Annotated in this window: 17 protein-coding genes and 5 tRNA genes; 5 read left to right on the plus strand and 17 right to left on the minus strand. The window is 69.2% G+C overall.

Annotated elements, in window-relative coordinates:
• The first annotated feature begins 139 nt into the window (after window positions 1-139).
• Window positions 140-373, plus strand: a complete 234-nt coding sequence (locus tag ACZ7M7_RS33975; protein WP_383243292.1) for an Lrp/AsnC family transcriptional regulator — start codon at window positions 140-142, stop codon at window positions 371-373.
• A gap of 20 nt (window positions 374-393) precedes the next feature.
• On the plus strand, window positions 394-903 hold the full coding sequence (locus ACZ7M7_RS33980; RefSeq protein ID WP_472123657.1) for a DUF3515 domain-containing protein: 510 nt from the start codon (window positions 394-396) through the stop codon (window positions 901-903).
• A 42-nt stretch (window positions 904-945) separates the two neighbouring features.
• Here ACZ7M7_RS33980 and ACZ7M7_RS33985 read toward each other — a convergent pair whose 3' ends face one another.
• The 3 genes from ACZ7M7_RS33985 to ACZ7M7_RS33995 all read right to left on the minus strand — a co-directional run bounded on the left by ACZ7M7_RS33985 (window position 946) and on the right by ACZ7M7_RS33995 (window position 4,062).
• Window positions 946-2,103 carry a D-alanine--D-alanine ligase family protein gene (locus ACZ7M7_RS33985; RefSeq protein WP_383607437.1) on the minus strand — a complete coding sequence of 386 codons (1,158 nt, stop codon included), beginning with the start codon at window positions 2,101-2,103 and terminating at the stop codon, window positions 946-948.
• A 160-nt stretch (window positions 2,104-2,263) separates the two neighbouring features.
• The gene (locus tag ACZ7M7_RS33990) at window positions 2,264-3,274 is read right to left on the minus strand and encodes an NAD(P)H-dependent glycerol-3-phosphate dehydrogenase (protein ID WP_383607438.1); all 1,011 of its coding nucleotides are present in this window, start codon (window positions 3,272-3,274) and stop codon (window positions 2,264-2,266) included.
• A complete protein-coding gene (locus tag ACZ7M7_RS33995; protein WP_383607439.1) occupies window positions 3,271-4,062 on the minus strand; it encodes a lysophospholipid acyltransferase family protein in 792 nt (263 codons plus the stop codon). Before ACZ7M7_RS33995 ends, ACZ7M7_RS33990 begins: the two co-directional genes overlap by 4 nt.
• 215 nt (window positions 4,063-4,277) lie before the next feature.
• Here ACZ7M7_RS33995 and cofC point away from each other — a divergent pair, with 215 nt between their 5' ends.
• Together cofC and ACZ7M7_RS34005 are read left to right on the plus strand one after the other, a co-directional pair.
• A complete protein-coding gene (gene cofC / locus ACZ7M7_RS34000; RefSeq protein WP_472123660.1) occupies window positions 4,278-4,934 on the plus strand; it encodes a 2-phospho-L-lactate guanylyltransferase in 657 nt (218 codons plus the stop codon).
• 10 nt (window positions 4,935-4,944) lie between these two features.
• Complete coding sequence (locus ACZ7M7_RS34005) at window positions 4,945-5,148, plus strand: hypothetical protein (protein ID WP_369273633.1); 204 nt, start codon at window positions 4,945-4,947, stop codon at window positions 5,146-5,148.
• Between the two features lie 79 nt (window positions 5,149-5,227).
• Here the strand turns inward: ACZ7M7_RS34005 and ACZ7M7_RS34010 are convergent, their stop codons facing one another.
• The 4 genes from ACZ7M7_RS34010 to leuC form a co-directional block, all read right to left on the minus strand.
• Window positions 5,228-5,872 (minus strand): HU family DNA-binding protein, encoded by a 645-nt coding sequence (locus ACZ7M7_RS34010; RefSeq protein WP_383607441.1) that lies wholly within the window; start codon window positions 5,870-5,872, stop codon window positions 5,228-5,230.
• Between the two features lie 137 nt (window positions 5,873-6,009).
• Window positions 6,010-6,240, minus strand: a complete 231-nt coding sequence (locus ACZ7M7_RS34015; RefSeq protein ID WP_328878980.1) for an SCO5555 family protein — start codon at window positions 6,238-6,240, stop codon at window positions 6,010-6,012.
• Between the two features lie 291 nt (window positions 6,241-6,531).
• Window positions 6,532-7,125, minus strand: a complete 594-nt coding sequence (gene leuD / locus ACZ7M7_RS34020; protein WP_383607442.1) for a 3-isopropylmalate dehydratase small subunit — start codon at window positions 7,123-7,125, stop codon at window positions 6,532-6,534.
• Window positions 7,126-7,131: 6 nt separating this feature from the next.
• Complete coding sequence (gene leuC / locus ACZ7M7_RS34025; RefSeq protein ID WP_383607443.1) at window positions 7,132-8,562, minus strand: 3-isopropylmalate dehydratase large subunit; 1,431 nt, start codon at window positions 8,560-8,562, stop codon at window positions 7,132-7,134.
• A gap of 202 nt (window positions 8,563-8,764) precedes the next feature.
• Between leuC and ndgR the strand changes: the two genes are divergently transcribed.
• Window positions 8,765-9,481, plus strand: a complete 717-nt coding sequence (gene ndgR / locus ACZ7M7_RS34030) for an IclR family transcriptional regulator NdgR (protein WP_369273628.1) — start codon at window positions 8,765-8,767, stop codon at window positions 9,479-9,481.
• Between the two features lie 202 nt (window positions 9,482-9,683).
• On the opposite strand, the gene ACZ7M7_RS34035 is transcribed toward ndgR, so the two are convergent.
• From ACZ7M7_RS34035 to ACZ7M7_RS34080, 10 genes are all read right to left on the minus strand, one after another.
• Window positions 9,684-9,756, minus strand: a tRNA-Glu gene (locus ACZ7M7_RS34035).
• Between the two features lie 28 nt (window positions 9,757-9,784).
• Window positions 9,785-9,856, minus strand: a tRNA-Gln gene (locus ACZ7M7_RS34040).
• A 20-nt stretch (window positions 9,857-9,876) separates the two neighbouring features.
• Window positions 9,877-9,949 (minus strand) — tRNA-Glu (locus ACZ7M7_RS34045).
• 62 nt (window positions 9,950-10,011) lie between these two features.
• A tRNA-Glu gene (locus ACZ7M7_RS34050) sits at window positions 10,012-10,084 on the minus strand.
• Between the two features lie 39 nt (window positions 10,085-10,123).
• Window positions 10,124-10,195, minus strand: a tRNA-Gln gene (locus ACZ7M7_RS34055).
• A 92-nt stretch (window positions 10,196-10,287) separates the two neighbouring features.
• The gene (locus ACZ7M7_RS34060; protein ID WP_472123665.1) at window positions 10,288-11,019 is read right to left on the minus strand and encodes an HAD family hydrolase; all 732 of its coding nucleotides are present in this window, start codon (window positions 11,017-11,019) and stop codon (window positions 10,288-10,290) included.
• 36 nt (window positions 11,020-11,055) lie between these two features.
• The gene (locus ACZ7M7_RS34065; RefSeq protein ID WP_472123668.1) at window positions 11,056-13,272 is read right to left on the minus strand and encodes a FlgD immunoglobulin-like domain containing protein; all 2,217 of its coding nucleotides are present in this window, start codon (window positions 13,270-13,272) and stop codon (window positions 11,056-11,058) included.
• A 166-nt stretch (window positions 13,273-13,438) separates the two neighbouring features.
• Window positions 13,439-14,923 carry a glutamate--tRNA ligase gene (gene gltX / locus ACZ7M7_RS34070; RefSeq protein ID WP_472123671.1) on the minus strand — a complete coding sequence of 495 codons (1,485 nt, stop codon included), beginning with the start codon at window positions 14,921-14,923 and terminating at the stop codon, window positions 13,439-13,441.
• Complete coding sequence (locus ACZ7M7_RS34075) at window positions 14,907-15,692, minus strand: fumarylacetoacetate hydrolase family protein (RefSeq protein WP_383607447.1); 786 nt, start codon at window positions 15,690-15,692, stop codon at window positions 14,907-14,909. The genes gltX and ACZ7M7_RS34075 overlap by 17 nt, the downstream gene beginning before the upstream one ends.
• A gap of 127 nt (window positions 15,693-15,819) precedes the next feature.
• Window positions 15,820-16,005, minus strand: a complete 186-nt coding sequence (locus tag ACZ7M7_RS34080; RefSeq protein ID WP_427839762.1) for a hypothetical protein — start codon at window positions 16,003-16,005, stop codon at window positions 15,820-15,822.
• Between the last annotated feature and the right edge of the window lie 115 nt (window positions 16,006-16,120).

The following is a 16,120-nucleotide window of genomic DNA, read 5'->3' on the forward strand; positions in this document are numbered from 1 at the left end:
ACGTGTACGTCAACTTCTGTCGTGCCTGCACCCCGGCGCGCAAGCCCCGGCCACCGCAGGTCTCCCCGCGGCGAGCGGCGACGCGATACCGTGGCGTTCCTTTTCCCCACATGATCCTCGTGGCCGCCCTGGAGGTTCCGTGGTACAGGCGTACATCCTGATCCAGACGGAGGTCGGCAAAGCGTCGACCGTCGCCGAGACGATCAGCAAGATCCCTGGAGTCATCCAGGCCGAGGACGTCACAGGACCGTACGACGTCATCGTGCGCGCCCAGGCCGACACCGTCGACGAGCTGGGTCGTCTGGTGGTCGCCAAGGTCCAGCAGGTGGACGGCATCACCCGCACCCTGACCTGCCCCGTAGTCCATCTGTAGCCCCCGTCTACCCTTGGCCGGTGAACTCTTTCCGTCACCGGCACATTTCTGTCCTCGGGCTGCCCGCGCTCGTCCTGCTGATCACCGCAGCGGGCTGCTCATCAGCAGACGGCAGCGCGTCGGCGGCGGTTCCCAGCCCCGGCGCGAAGGCCGGGCAACTGTGCCGGAACCTCGACAAGGTGCTGCCGGCCAAGGTGGACGGTGAGAGCCGTGAGGACCCCTCGCCCGCGTCCACGCTGACCGCGGGCTGGGGGGACTCGGCGATCATACTGCGGTGCGGTGTACCGCAGCCGCCGAAGATGGTCGATCCGAAGGTGGCCGAGGGCCGGGATCCGGACGCGGTGGCCGGTGGCGTGGAAGACGTCAAGTGGCTGATGGAGAAGCAGGACGGCGGCGAGTACCGGTTCACGACCGCCAGTCGTCTCGCGTATGTCGAGGTCAGCGTGCCGGAGGGCCGGGACAGCTCGGGTGTGCTGATCGATTTGGCCCCGGCCATCAAGAAGGCGATCCCCGAGGGGATCGCCAACTGAGCTGTACCGGTTTGACGGGAACGGACCGGAACCGTCCGGCTCCTACCGCAGACCCGTCGACCTGCGCAGAGCCGCCTCGATCAGCCGGTCCACCAGGTCCGGGTAGCTGATCCCGCTCGCCTGCCACATCTGCGGGTACATCGAGATCGGCGTGAAACCGGGCATCGTGTTGATCTCGTTGATCACGAACTCCCCGTCCTCGGTGAGGAAGAAGTCCGCCCGCACCAGCCCCTCGCACGAAGCCGCCTCGAAGGCGTCCACCGCCAGGCGCTGGACCTCCGCCGTCTCCTCCGGCGTCAGCGGCGCCGGCACGATCCCCGGCGTCGAGTCGATGTACTTGGCCTCGAAGTCGTAGTACGCGTGCGCGTCCGGCGGCGGGATCTCGGCGGGGACGGAGGCGCGCGGGCCTTCCTCGAACTCCAGCACCCCGCACTCGATCTCACGGCCGCGCAGGGCCGCCTCGACGAGGATCTTCGGGTCGTGCCGCTGGGCCTCGGCGATCGCCTCGTCCAGGCCGGACAGGTCCTCGACCTTGGTGATGCCGATCGACGAACCCGCACGCGCGGGCTTCACGAAGAGGGGCCAGCCGTGCTCGCCGGCGAGGTCGATGATCTTCTTGCGGGCGGCGGACTCGTCCCGCTCCCATTCGCGGGGCCGGATCACCACATACGGGCCCACCTTGAGCCCGAACGAGGTGAACACCCGCTTCATGTACTCCTTGTCCTGGCCGACGGCCGAGGCGAGCACTCCCGCGCCCACGTACGGCACCCCGGAGAGCTCCAGGAGGCCCTGGAGGGTCCCGTCCTCACCGTAGGGCCCGTGGAGCACCGGGAAGACGACGTCGATCTCGCCCAGCGCCTTGGGGACCGATCCGGGCTCGGTGTAGACGACTTCGCGGTTCGCCGGGTCGACGGGGAGCACCACGCCACCCTCGCTCGACTCGGCCAGCTCCTCGACGTTGGGCGTACGGCGCTCGGTGATCGCCATGCGCTCCGGTTCGTCGGCCGTGAGCACCCAGCGGCCGCTCTGCGTGATGCCGATCGGCAGGACGTCGTACTTCGTCCGGTCGATCGCACGCAGTACGGCGCCGGCGGTGACCATGGAGATCCCGTGCTCGGAGCTGCGGCCGCCGAACACGACGGCCACGCGCGGCTTGCGCGGCTGCTGGTCAGGGCTCTGGGGGAGGTTCTCGGTGCTCATATCGCGTTGAGGGTACCCGGTGGTAGGGGCCGGAGTCAGCGTCCGTTGACGGCTGGCGGTTCGCGCAGCGTCCCTTTCTGGGGGCGCGGGGAACTGCGCGACCAGCCCCCACCGGGCCGCACCCGGACAACAAACCCGCCCGGTACCCCCAGCGCAGCGCCTAGCGTCGCTCGGGCTTCGCGCTGCGCGACATGAGCTCCTTCAGGGCGACCACGGGCGGCTTGCCCTCATGCACGATGCCGACGACCGTCTCCGTGATGGGCATGTCGACGCCGTGCCGGCGGGCCAGATCCAGCACAGACTCACAGGACTTGACGCCCTCGGCGGTCTGCTTGGTGACCGCGATGGTCTCCTGCAGGGTCATGCCCTTGCCGAGGTTCGTGCCGAAGGTGTGGTTGCGCGACAGCGGCGAGGAGCAGGTCGCCACCAGGTCGCCGAGGCCGGCGAGTCCGGCGAACGTCATCGGGTCGGCGCCCAGCCGGACTCCGAGCCGCGCGGTCTCGGCGAGGCCGCGCGTGATGAGCGAGCCCTTGGCATTGTCGCCGAGCCCCATGCCGTCCGCGATGCCGACGGCGAGCCCGATGACGTTCTTCACGGCACCGCCCAGCTCACAGCCCACCACGTCGGTCTCGGTGTACGGCCTGAAGTACGGCGTGTGACAGGCGGCCTGGAGGCGCTGGGCGACGGCCTCGTCGGTGCAGGCGACGACGGCCGCGGCGGGCATCCGCGCGGCGATCTCACGGGCGAGGTTCGGTCCCGTGACCACGGCGATCCGGTCCGAACCGACCTTGGCGACATCGTCGATGACCTCGCTCATCCGCATCGCGGAGCCGAGTTCGACACCCTTCATCAGCGAGACGAGGACCGTGCCGGGCGCGAGGAGCGGTGTCCACTCGGCGAGGTTGCCGCGCAGCGTCTGCGAGGGGATCGCGAGAACGGTGAAGTCGGCGCCGTCCGCGGCCTCGGCGGCGTCGGGCGTCGCCCGCAGGTTCTCCGGGAGCTCGACACCGGGGAGGTAGTCGGGGTTCGTACGGGTGGAGTTGACCGCTTCCGCGAGTTCGGGACGGCGGGCCCACAGGGTCACCTCGCAGCCCGCGTCGGCGAGGACCATGCCGAAGGCGGTGCCCCACGATCCGGTGCCCATGACGGCCGCCTTGACGGGCTTGCTCACGTGCCCTGCCCCTCTTCCTGCCCGGCCTTGGGCTGCACCGGCGTCTGCCGGTTCTGCGCGGCGGTCCGGCGCCGCTGGTCGATGCGCTCCTGACGCGGATCGTACGGCGTCTCGGGTGCCTTCTCGCCGCGGATCTCCTCCAGCTGGCGAGTGACGGCGGCCATGATGACCTCGGTCGCCTCCTTCAGCAACTCCGGGGTCATCTCCTTGTCGTAGAAGCGCGCGAGGTCGACCGGCGGACCCGCGAGCACCCGGTGGGTCTTGCGCGGAAAGACATCGGCCTTCTTGGCGTACGGCGGCAGCAACTCGTTGGCGCCCCACTGCGCTACGGGGATCACCGGGCACTTGGTCTGCAGGGCGACGCGGGCGGCACCGGTCTTGCCCGTCATGGGCCACTGGTTCGGGTCCCGGGTGATGGTGCCCTCGGGATAGAACGCCACGCATTCACCGCGCTCCACGGCGTCGATCGCGGCGCGGAAGGCGCTCAGCGCGTCCGTGGTCTCCCGGTAGACGGGGATCTGGCCGGTACCGCGCATCGCGGCGCCGACGAATCCCTTCTTGAAAAGCCCGCTCTTCGCCAGGAATCGCGGAACCCGGCCGGTGTTGTACTGAAAGTGCGCGTACGCGAAGGGATCGATGTGCGAATTGTGGTTCACCGCGGTGATAAATCCGCCCTCGGCCGGAATGTGCTCCATTCCACGCCAGTCCCGCTTGATCAGAACCACCAGCGGCGGTTTGCAGAGCACCGCGGCGAAGCGGTACCAGAAGCCGATTCTGCGGCGGGGCACGCGGAGCACCTTCCTCTAGGAATCAAGGACATCGGACCCGGGAGCCGCACAAGTGTCGCCCCAGGCCGCCAGTCTGTCGAGAACACCGTACGCCCGCCCGTCTCCCGCCCCCACCCTTGCATGGAGCTTCGTACCCCTCCCATTGCCGCGGCTGCCAGATGGCCCCGGTGACGGCTGAGTGACAATGGCCGCGACTAGAGAGGGACGGAACGCGCGTGCAGTGGACCTTGGTCATACCCCTGAAACCCTTGGCGCGGGCGAAGAGCAGGCTCTCGGACACCGCCTCGGACGGGCTGCGCCCCGGCCTGGCCCTCGCATTCGCCCAGGACACCGTGGTGGCGGCGCTGGCCTGCCCGGCGGTGAAGGATGTGGCAGTCGTCACGGGCGACACGCTGGCAGGCCGCGAGCTGGGCGCACTTGGCGCGCACATCGTCCCTGACGAGCCCGGCGGCGGCCTGAACGCGGCACTGGCACACGCGGCGGCAGTCGTACGGTCATCCCGTCCCGAAAGCCCCGTGGCGGCCCTGAACGCCGATCTCCCCGCTCTGCGCCCGCTGGAATTGGCCCGCGTCCTGGACGCGGCGGCGGAATTCCCCCGCGCTTTTCTCCCGGACGCCGCGGCAATCGGCACCACTCTGCTGGCCGCTGCCCCCGGACATGAATTGCGGCCGGCATTCGGCGAGGATTCCCGGGCCCGCCATCGTGAGTCGGGGGCAGCGGAACTGTGCATCGACGAGGTGGATTCCGTACGCCAGGACGTGGACACCGGCGAGGATCTGCGGGCCGCACTGGCCCTGGGCGTGGGCCCGCGAACGACGGCGGCCGCTGCACGTCTGCTCATCGCACCGCACCCGAACCACAACCCGTCGTAGGGTTGCAACCATGCAGGCCACCGCTTACACCTACGACGAAGCCACCCGCTCCGGCAGCGTCCTCCTGGACGACGGCACCCCCGTCCCCTTCGACGCCCCGGCGTTCGACGCGGGCGGCCTGAGGCTGCTGCGCCCCGGGCAGCGGGTCCGCATCGAGACGGAAGGTGACGGCGAGGCCCTGCGGATCACGCTGGTGACGCTGCAGACGCTCTAGAACGCGCCGCGGGCCGGACTCCACTCGGAGTCCGGCCCGGCGCGTGAGTGCCCTGCGGTTCTACCTGTGACCCGCAGTTCTACCTCTTGCGGGCGGTGGCCTTCTTGGCCGTGGTCTTGCGAGCCGTCGACTTCTTTGCGGGCGCCTTCTTGGCCGTCGCCTTCTTCGCCGGGGCCTTCTTGGCCGTCGCCTTCTTGGCCGTGGTCTTCTTCGCCGCGGTGGTCTTCTTGGCGGCAGCCGTGGTCTTCTTGGCCGTCGTCTTCTTCGCGGTGGTCTTCTTGGCGGCAGCCGTGGTCTTCTTGGCCGTCGTCTTCTTCGCGGTCGTCTTCTTCGCCGCCGCCTTGGTGGTCTTCTTCGCGGCGGCCTTCTTGACCGTCGCCGAGGCACCACCGGTCAGGCTGCCCTTGGGCGCCTTCTTGACGGCGACCTCGCCGCCGCGGGGGAGCTTCTTCGAGCCGCTCACCAGGTCCTTGAAGCCCTGACCCGCACGGAAGCGCGGAACGGAGGTCTTCTTGACCCGAACCCGCTCGCCCGTCTGAGGGTTACGGGCGTAGCGAGCAGGCCGGTCGACCTTCTCGAACGAACCGAAGCCGGTGACGGAGACCCGCTCACCCGAGACGACCGCGCGGACGATGGCGTCCAGTACGTGGTCGACAGCCTCGGCGGCCTGCTGGCGGCCGCCCATCTTGTCGGCAATCGCTTCTACGAGCTGCGCCTTGTTCACGTCTTCCCCTTCGGAGACATCGCCAGAACGAAAGTGTTCAAGCTTTTTCGCACGTTAGGCAGATATATACCGCAAATCAAACACGAAACGGGCTAATCACCCTTGTGCCGCAACAGACTCGACAGTCTCGAAGGTGTTCAGCGTTCCTCTTCGGGGAATCGCCCCGCGTCGAGGTCCGCCATGAACCGCTCCAGACGCCTTGTCGCTTCGGCGACGTCGTGCTTGGCCGCGGCCGTAATGACCAGCAGCTTCCGGGTCAGCGCCATCCGTACGCCCTCCGGGACTTGCAGTGCGCGCACCCTTCCATGCGCTTCCTTGAGTTGGTCCGCGACTGCCGCATAGAGCTCGAGTTGGCCGTCGTGTTCCATGCACAGATTGTGCCATCTGGGGCGAGTTGTCGCCTGCCAGGGGTGCAACTCCGGCCTCAAATGGCCTTCCGGGCACTTGCGGAAGCCGCGATGACAACACTCGCGTACCCCTTCAACATCCTTCGTAACGTGGGAAGTTGAGCGCGACCGGCGAGCGGCGCAGGGCCGTTCGGGTGCAGACATGGCAGTACCCCCGATCGGGCTGATCGGGGGTACTGCGGGGGTGTTGTGGTGGCCGAAAGTGGCCTTGTTTCGAAGTCTCGGCTCGCGCCTCGGGGTCAGGCCCTCGGATCAGGACTGAAGGGTGCGCGGCTTGAAGGACGGCCGCTTCGCCTCGTAGGTGGCGATGTCGGCCTCGTTCTGCAGGGTGATCGAGATGTCGTCGAGGCCGTTCAGCAGCCGCCAGCGGGAGTTCTCGTCCAGCTCGAAGGAGGCGGTGATGCCCTCGGCGCGCACCTCACGGGCCTGAAGGTCGACGGTGACCTCGGCCTGCGGGTCCTGCTCGGTGAGCTCCCACAGCGCGTCCACGATCTTCTGCTCCAGAACCACTGTGAGCAGGCCGTTCTTGAGCGAGTTGCCGCGGAAGATGTCCGCGAAACGCGAGGAGATGACGGCCTTGAAGCCGTAGTTCTGCAGCGCCCACACGGCGTGCTCACGGGAGGAACCGGTGCCGAAGTCGGGACCGGCGACCAGCACCGTGGCGCCTTCGCGCTCGGGGCGGTTGAGCACGAACTCCGGGTCCTTGCGCCAGGCCTCGAAAAGCCCGTCCTCGAACCCGTCCCGGGTCACCTTCTTGAGCCAGTGAGCAGGGATGATCTGGTCGGTGTCGACGTTGGAGCGGCGCAGCGGGACGGCCCGGCCGGTGTGCGTGGTGAATGCTTCCATGGCTGATCAGACTCCAGCGGGCGTACGGGTCTCGGCGTCGGACAGGTCGGCCGGGGAGGCCAGGTGGCCCAGGACCGCGGTGGCCGCCGCGACCTGCGGCGACACCAGGTGCGTACGACCGCCCTTGCCCTGCCGGCCCTCGAAGTTGCGGTTGGAGGTGGACGCGGAGCGCTCACCCGGGGCCAGCTGGTCGGGGTTCATGCCCAGACACATCGAGCAGCCCGCGTGCCGCCACTCGGCGCCGGCCTCCTTGAAGACGACGTCCAGACCCTCGGAAACGGCCTGCAGACCCACCCGCGCGGAGCCGGGGACGACCAGCATCCGTACGCCGTCGGCGACTTTGCGGCCCTTCACGAGCTCCGCGGCGGCGCGCAGGTCCTCGATGCGGCCGTTGGTGCACGAGCCTACGAAGACGGTGTCCACCTTGATGGAGCGCAGCGGCTGACCGGCCTCCAACCCCATGTATTCCAGGGCCTTTTCGGCGGCGAAGCGCTCCGAAGCGTCTTCGTACGAAGCCGGATCGGGGACGGCCGCCGAAAGCGGCGCACCCTGGCCGGGGTTGGTGCCCCAGGTGACGAACGGCGACAGTTCGGCGGCCTCGATCACGACCTCGGCGTCGAACTCGGCGCCCTCGTCCGTCTTCAGCGTCTTCCAGTACGCGACGGCCGCGTCCCAGTCCTCGCCCTTGGGGGCGTGCGGACGGCCCTCGAGGTAGTCGAAGGTGGTCTGGTCGGGGGCGATCATGCCCGCGCGGGCGCCGGCCTCGATCGACATGTTGCAGATGGTCATCCGGGCCTCCATCGAGAGCTTCTCGATGGCGGAGCCGCGGTATTCCAGGACATAGCCCTGGCCGCCGCCCGTACCGATCCGGGCGATGATCGCCAGGATCAGGTCCTTGGCGGTGACGCCGTCGGGCAGCTCGCCGTTGACCGTGATGGCCATGGTCTTCGGGCGGACCAGCGGCAGCGTCTGGGTGGCCAGCACATGCTCGACCTGGGAGGTGCCGATACCGAACGCCAGACCGCCGAAGGCCCCGTGCGTGGAGGTGTGCGAGTCACCGCAGACGACGGTCATGCCGGGCTGCGTCAGTCCCAGCTGGGGGCCGACGACGTGCACGACGCCCTGCTCCACGTCGCCCAGCGGGTGCAGGCGCACACCGAAGTCGGCGGCGTTCTTGCGCAGCGTCTCCAGCTGGACGCGGGAGACCGGGTCCGCGATGGGCTTGTCGATGTCGAGGGTCGGGGTGTTGTGGTCCTCGGTGGCGATGGTCAGGTCGAGCCGGCGCACCTGGCGACCGCTCTTGCGGAGGCCGTCGAAGGCCTGCGGGCTGGTCACCTCGTGCAGCAGGTGCAGATCGATGAAGAGGAGGTCGGGCTCGCCCTCGGCGCGCCGGACGACATGGTCGTCCCAGACCTTCTCCGCGAGTGTCCTACCCATCGCTTTCCCTCCGGCCGGCTTACGGTCTGCCGGCCCAACTAGAGATCTTGAGAAGGCGACCTGCGCCCGCGCCCCTGCTTCCGGGCGTCCGCCGCCAGGCCCGCTCAGGTTTACGGGCCGCTCTGCCTTCGTTCTTCCAGAGTGGCGTGTTCCACGGAAAATTGAACTTGCGTTTCACAGAGTGAGACGCGAGTATCGTTTCATGGACAACAGTAGCGGCGTCGGCGTTCTGGACAAGGCAGCCCTTGTCCTGAGCGCCCTGGAGTCCGGTCCGGCCACCCTCGCAGGGCTCGTCTCGGCCACCGGACTGGCACGACCCACGGCCCATCGACTGGCCGTGGCTCTGGAACACCACCGCATGGTGGCGCGTGACATGCAGGGCCGTTTCATTCTCGGCCCGCGCCTTTCGGAACTGGCCGCGGCGGCCGGTGAGGACCGCCTTCTCGCCACGGCGGGCCCGGTCCTCACCCACCTCCGTGACGTGACCGGCGAGAGCGCACAGCTCTATCGCCGCCAGGGCGACATGCGCATCTGCGTCGCCGCGGCGGAGCGTCTGTCCGGCCTGCGGGACACGGTCCCGGTCGGCTCGACGCTCACGATGAAGGCGGGCTCCTCGGCGCAGATCCTCATGGCCTGGGAGGAGCCGGAGCGCCTGCACCGGGGCCTGCAGGGCGCCCGCTTCACGGCGACGGCCCTCTCCGGCGTACGACGCCGAGGCTGGGCCCAGTCGATCGGCGAGCGCGAGCCGGGCGTCGCGTCCGTCTCCGCGCCGGTACGCGGCCCGTCGAACCGCGTGGTGGCCGCCGTGTCGGTCTCCGGCCCCATCGAGCGCCTCACCCGCCACCCCGGCCGTATGCACGCCCAGGCGGTCATCGACGCGGCAGCCCGTCTCTCCGAGGCTCTGCGCCGCTCGGGCTGATCAGTCGCGGGGCGTCGCGTCCCCGCCGGAACAGGACCAGCCTCAACGCCGCGGCAGGTTCTCGACCGACGGGAAGACGACGCCCCGGGCTCGCACACGACCGGGCCCTCAACTGCTGCTGGCGTACGCCCGGTTGAGGGGCGCCGGCAGAGCCTCAGACGCAGCGAAAGGCCCTCCGCCTGAGCGAAGGGCCTTCGTTTTGTACCCCCGACCGGATTCGAACCGGCGCTACCGCCTTGAGAGGGCGGCGTGCTAGGCCGCTACACAACGGGGGCCTGGACACTGCGTTTCCGCAGGTCCGAGCTGGTCTACCTGGACTCGAACCAAGACTAACTGAACCAGAATCAGTCGTGCTGCCAATTACACCATAGACCAATGTGGTTTAGACCAGTCAGTACCCCCGACCGGATTCGAACCGGCGCTACCGCCTTGAGAGGGCGGCGTGCTAGGCCGCTACACAACGGGGGCCCTAGCGATCCTGCATCGAAGTCGGTGGGAGCTACCCGAGCCGTCCTCGCGGGAAGGATCTGTACCCCCGACCGGATTCGAACCGGCGCTACTGCCTTGAGAGGGCAGCGTGCTAGGCCGCTACACAACGGGGGCTTTGCGGATGAGATCCGCGACGCAGATGAGCTCTGCGAGCTGGCCTACCTGGACTCGAACCAAGACTAACTGAACCAGAATCAGTCGTGCTGCCAATTACACCATAGGCCACTGGAACGCAAGCCCCTGAGGGCGATGTCGTTCTAGTTTGCTCCCCCGGATTCCGGCCTTTCGGCCCGCTCTCCGGCGGCGCAGGAAGAACATTACCCGAAGGTGGACGGGGCTCCAAAACGGGTATCCGCGCCGAGGAGCGCGGGGAGTTCACCGAGGGAGGCGATCCGGTGCGGCCCGCCGGGGGCGTCATCGCTGGTGTACACGCCGTCACGGTTGATCCACACCGACAGCAGTCCGGCGTCGGCGGCACCCCGCCCGTCGATCTCCGGGTGATCACCGACATACGCCACCTGGTGCGGGGCCAGCTCCAGTGCCGTGCAGGCGGCGTGGAAGGCGCCGGCCTCCGGTTTCGAGATGCCTAGCTCGGCGGCGCACAGGATCGCCTCGAACCGGTCGTGGACCCCGAGCACCCGCAGCTTGCGGTCCTGGACGACGAGGCTGGAGTTGGACAGGACGGCGTGCCGATGACTGGTCGCGAGGGCGTCCAGGACGGGCAGGACGTCCGGGAACAGGGCCCAGGCGGCCTCGTAGTGCGTGATGTACCGCCGGAACCACGCCTCGGCCTCGGCGTCCGTCAGCTCCTCGCCCAGGAAGACCCGTACGCGATCACGCCGCTGGCCCTCGAAGGTCGCCTCCCCCGCCGAGAACCGTGCCCACTGCTGATCGGTGACCTGCCGCCAGCGCACGAGGGCCTGCTCGACGGTCTCGTACCCGTCGAGCAGGCCCTCGGCCAGCAGGTGCTCGCGCATTCCGGCGCGGTCGGCCGCGGTGTAGTCGAAGATGGTGTCGTCCACGTCCCAGACCACGGCCCGAATGCTCATGATCCGACGGTAACCCGGACGGCAGGAGGCTGTCCGTCAGTTGACCGCGGTAGTGCCGGTGACGGTGAGGGCGGGGCCCACCTCGTCGTGCGCCTGGGCGGTCAGCTTCCAGGTGTACGTGCCGGTGACGCGGCGGCCGTCGGTCCCGAAGCCGTCCCAGGCGGCGCGGACGGCGGCGCCCTCGGTGCCGCCGGTGAGGCTGCGCACGACCGTACCGCCGCTGTTGGTCAGGGTGAGCGTCCAGTCGGCGGGCTTGTTGAGCTGCCACACGGGCTGCCAGGGGCGGGACTTCGTGGGGCCGCCCGGTACCGCGTCGGTCTGGGCCTCCATCTGCGCGAGCGCCGAGGCGGGGACTCCGCTGCGGACGATCGACACCTCGCCGTAGGTGCCGTTGAGGTAGGCGATGTGGCCGCCGAACCGGTCGACGGCCCAGCGGCCGTTGCTGCCTCCGGTGTTCTGGTCCGTGGTGGGCAGCTTGACCAGGGTGCGGGTGGCGGCCGTGCCGGTGTGGAAGTCGGTGAGCAGGAGTTCGTGGGTGGTGCGGTTCTCGCGGAGCAGGAAGCCGTCGGCGAGGCGGGCCGGACCCTGGTCGGCGGGGACCGTGATCCTGCGGTTCGTCGCCCGGTCGTAGACGCCCGCGGTGGAGCCGCAGGACCAGTACAGCCAGGTGTTGACCGCCTGGATGTCGCTCGGGGTGCAGGGCGCGCCGGTGGCCAGGGTGGCCACCGGCTGGCCGGTCTTGAGGTTCTTTCCGACGACCGAGCCCTGGGTGCTGCCGGGGGTCCACATCGTCTGGCCCCAGACGGCGGCTGCCGTGCGGGCTCGGCTGAGGGGGGTCTCGGCGTCGGTCGTGCCGCTCGGGAAGTCGACGACCCTCTGGGTGCCGGAGCCGCCGTTGTAGAGCACGTAGCGGCCGGTGCCGCTCGGGATACGGCCGGCGGAGTCGCCGCCTCTGGGCTCGTTGCGGCTGGTCGTCGTGGCGTCGAGGCCGACGTTGTGGACGAATTCCTGGCCCTCGGCGTTGGTCCACAGGTAGGCGACCCGGCCGTCGCCCAGGGCCTCCAGCTGGGGGCAGGCGGCGTCGCCCGGGAGGCAGGTGACCTGGGTCAGCCCCGGGCTGCGGGGGGTCTGCTCGCCCGTGGGCATGCCTGTGGCGTCCAGCTGGAAGCTGCTGAACCGGGAGGACGCCCCCGGTGTCGAGCCGTACAGGAACAACTCGCCGCCGGCGACGGCCAGTCCCTGCACCCCGACTGCGTACGCCGGGATCTGGGCCACCTTCTTCGTGGTGACCGTGCCGTCCTCGATAGGGGTGATCCGGTGGACGTTCCAGTCGAGGCCGGACCGGCCTGCGGTAGCAAGCGCGCCGCCGTCCAGGGTCGGGCCGATCCCGCCGAAGGACGGGCTGAGCACCGTGGTGTAGGTGCCGGTCGTGAGGGAGTGGGCGATCAGTGCGGGCTGGGTTCCGGCCTCGACGAAGTCCCAGTTGCCGATGAGGAGTTGATCGCCGACCACGGCCGCGGCCTGAGCCCCCCACCGGGGGTGCGTGGTGGGCTCGGTGCCGGGCTCGGAGTCGATCCGTATCGACTTCCAGTCGGCCACGAGCCAGCGGTCGTTGAAGACGACCTCGGGGGCGTCGATCACGCCGGTGACATACGTGCGGAAGGTGCCGTCCGCGAGGTCGATGAGACCGACGGACGTCGTGCCGTCGACCTTGTAGACGACGCCGAGCCGGCGGACCGAGCCGGCCGCCGGGTAGGCGGTGGGCTGGGCGCCCGCCGGGAGGCCGGAGACCGGCAGGTCTGTGGTGGTGCCGTCGGGAGCGGCGCGCAGGACGTGCAGGCCGCCGGAGCCGTCCCGGGTCAGCACGCTCCAGCCCACGGCGCCCTGATAGGTCTGGCCGGACGGAAGTGTGAGGGTGACGCTCACGCCGGTGGAGCGGTGCTGCTGCGTGGCGGTCGCACCGCTCATCGTGGTGACGACGTCGGTGCCGGTGGCGAGGTCGTCCGGACCGGCGTGCGCGGGCGGGACGACGTCCGGGTAGTCCACCCAGGTCGTGGAGCCGCCGCTGACCGTGCGGTACCGGAACCCGGACGCGCCGGCCCAGACGTACCGGATCTCCTGCCGCTTCTCCGTGCTGAGCCGGACGGTCCCCACCGGCGACTCCACGGCCTGCGCGGGCGTGATCGGCAGGGCGCACGTCAGCGCCATCGCCCCGCCGAGCGCCACCGTGGCAAGTCTTCGTGAACGAGTCACGTTCCCCTCCCCCTGTAACAGGGTGCACACGCACCTCATGCGCACAGGGAGCATCCAACGTCCACCACGGAAGCGACGGTTGCCCGGAAGGGTGAACTCCGAGTGACGTCTGGGCGGACACGCGAAGGGCGGCGCCCGAACCGGACGCCGCCCTGTTGTGAACGCGCTATGCGGCCAGCTTGGCCAGCGCCGCGTCGATGCGGGCCAGCGTCTGCTCCTTGCCCAGGACCTCGAGGGACTCGAAGAGGGGCAGGCCGACCGTGCGGCCGGTGACGGCGACGCGGACCGGGGCCTGGGCCTTGCCGAGCTTGAGGCCGTGGGCCTCGCCGGCGGCCAGGACGGCCTCCTTCAGGGACTCGGGGGAGGTCCAGTCGGCCGCGTCCAGCTTTTCGCGGGCGGTCGTCAGGAGCGCGTCGCTGCCCTCCTTCATCGCCTTCGTCCAGCTCGGCTCGTCGAACACCGGCTCCGGGAGGAAGAGGAAGTCGACGTTGTCCGTGATCTCGGAGAGGACCTTCAGACGCGTCTGGGCGTGCGGGGCGATCGCGTGCCACTTGGTCTCGTCGAACTCCTCCGGCGCCCAGGGGGCGAACGGGGCCTTCAGCCAGAGGGCGCAGCGCTCCGTGAAGTCCTTCACGTCGAGCAGGCGGATGTGGTCGCCGTTGATCGACTCGCACTTCTTGAGGTCGAAGCGGGCCGGGTTGGGCTGCACGTCCGCGATGTCGAAGGCCGCGACCATCTCGTCCATCGTGAAGATGTCCTGGTCGGCGGAGAGCGACCAGCCGAGCAGGGAGAGGTAGTTGAGGAGGCCCTCGGGGAGGAAGCCGCGCTCGCGGTAGAGGTTCAGCGACGACTGGGGGTCGCGCTTGGACAGCTTCTTGTTGCCCTCGCCCATCACGTACGGCAGGTGGCCGAACTGCGGGATCTGCTTGGCGATGCCCAGCTCCGTCAGCGCCTTGTACAGGGCGATCTGGCGGGGCGTGGAGGAGAGCAGGTCTTCGCCGCGCAGGACGTGGGTGATCTCCATCAGGGCGTCGTCGACCGGGTTCACCAGGGTGTACAGCGGGGCGCCGTTCGCGCGGACGATGCCGTAGTCCGGGACGTTCTCCGGGGTGAAGGTCAGCTCGCCGCGGACCAGGTCCGTGAAGGTGATCGTCTCGTCGGGCATGCGGAAGCGGACGATGGGCTCGCGGCCCTGGGCCTTGTACTCCGCGACCTGCGCGTCGGTCAGCGCACGGCAGTGGCCGTCGTAGCCGGACGGCTTGCCGGCGGCGCGGGCGGCCTCGCGGCGGCTGTCCAGCTCATCCTGGGAGCAGTAGCAGCGGTAGGCGTACCCGCCGTCCAGGAGCTTCTGGCCGACCTCCTTGTAGAGGTCCATGCGCTGCGACTGGCGGTACGGCGCGTGCGGGCCGCCGACCTCGGGGCCCTCGTCCCAGTCGAAGCCCAGCCAGCGCATCGAGTCGAGCAGCTGGTTGTAGGACTCCTCGGAGTCGCGGGCCGCGTCGGTGTCCTCGATGCGGAAGACGAGCGTGCCCTGGTGGTGCTTGGCGAACGCCCAGTTGAACAGGGCGGTGCGGACCAGGCCCACGTGGGGGTTACCGGTGGGCGAGGGGCAGAAACGTACGCGGACGGGTGCGCTAGCCACGCTTGACAACCTTGTTGGTGAGAGTGCCGATGCCTTCGATGGTGACGGCGACCTCGTCGCCGACGTTGAGGGGGCCGACCCCTGCCGGGGTGCCCGTGAGGATCACGTCGCCGGGGAGCAGCGTCATGGCCTCGGAGATGTTGACGATCAGATCCTCGATCCGGTGGATCATCTCGCTGGTGCGGCCGAGCTGGCGCTGTTCGCCGTTGACGGTGAGCTGGATCGTCAGGTCGGACGCCTTCTCGAGGTCCAGGTCGGTCTCCACCCAGGGGCCGAGCGGGCAGGAGGTGTCGAAGCCCTTGGCCCGTGCCCACTGCTTCTCGCGCTTCTGGACGTCGCGGGCAGTGATGTCGTTGGCGCAGGTGTAGCCGAAGATCACGTCCTTGACGCGTTCGCGCGGGACCTCACGGCACATGCGGCCGATGACGACGGCCAGTTCGGCCTCGTGGTGGAGGTCCTCGGTGAAGGACGGGTACTGGATCTCGTCGCCGGGGCCGATCACCGCGGTGGAGGGCTTGAAGAAGGCGAACGGGGCGTCGGGCACCTCGTGGCCGAGTTCGCGGGCGTGCTCGGCGTAGTTGCGGCCGAAGGCCACGACCTTGTTGGGGAGCACCGGCGGCAGCAGCCTCACCTTGCCGAGCGGGACCTTCGTACCGGAGAGCTCGAAGTCCGCGAACGGGATGCCCTTGATGATGTCGAGGACGAGCTCGTCAGGCTTGTCGCCCTCGACCGCGCCGAAGGCGACGTTCCCGTCGATGGAGAATCTGGCGATGCGCACGGGATCCCTGCGCCCCTCACTTGAGCCGGCTGGAGTCTGACGCTCCAGGCTAACGCGGCAAGGGGCAGGTGCCTCGCGCATTACCTCGGGTGAGGGCGCCTTGAATGATCCGGGGCCGGCGCGCGTACTACTGGGCGACGGAGGCCGTGGCGGGGACCTCCATGAGGATGGTGCGCCTGGGGTTCGCGGTCTGCGCCGGGAGGTCGACGGAGTGCTCCTGCTCCGGGGTCTGCAGGGCGTCGGCGTCCTCGAGGTGCGCCAGCGTCGTGCGCCGCGGGTTGGCTATGTTGTGGAACATCATCGTCGTCTTCACGGTTGTACGTGACCCTGTCGTGTTCGGGCGCCGGTGGAGGCAGGGGGCCTCACGCGGGCGCGGGTTGTCAAAGTCTTACATCATGTAAAGCGCGGGCTAAACCTGGTGTTCCCCT

Source organism: Streptomyces sp. NPDC111606, from assembly GCF_055656945.1.

Coding starts and splice junctions, on each gene's coding strand:
- leuC (WP_383607443.1), bottom strand. CDS start 8,562: ATGGGTAGGACACTCGCGGAGAAGGTCTGGGACGACCATGTCGTCCGG.
- leuD (WP_383607442.1), bottom strand. CDS start 7,125: ATGGAAGCATTCACCACGCACACCGGCCGGGCCGTCCCGCTGCGCCGC.
- ACZ7M7_RS34015 (WP_328878980.1), bottom strand. CDS start 6,240: ATGGAACACGACGGCCAACTCGAGCTCTATGCGGCAGTCGCGGACCAA.
- ACZ7M7_RS34060 (WP_472123665.1), bottom strand. CDS start 11,019: ATGAGCATTCGGGCCGTGGTCTGGGACGTGGACGACACCATCTTCGAC.
- ACZ7M7_RS34005 (WP_369273633.1), top strand. CDS start 4,945: ATGCAGGCCACCGCTTACACCTACGACGAAGCCACCCGCTCCGGCAGC.
- ACZ7M7_RS33985 (WP_383607437.1), bottom strand. CDS start 2,103: ATGAGCACCGAGAACCTCCCCCAGAGCCCTGACCAGCAGCCGCGCAAG.
- ndgR (WP_369273628.1), top strand. CDS start 8,765: ATGGACAACAGTAGCGGCGTCGGCGTTCTGGACAAGGCAGCCCTTGTC.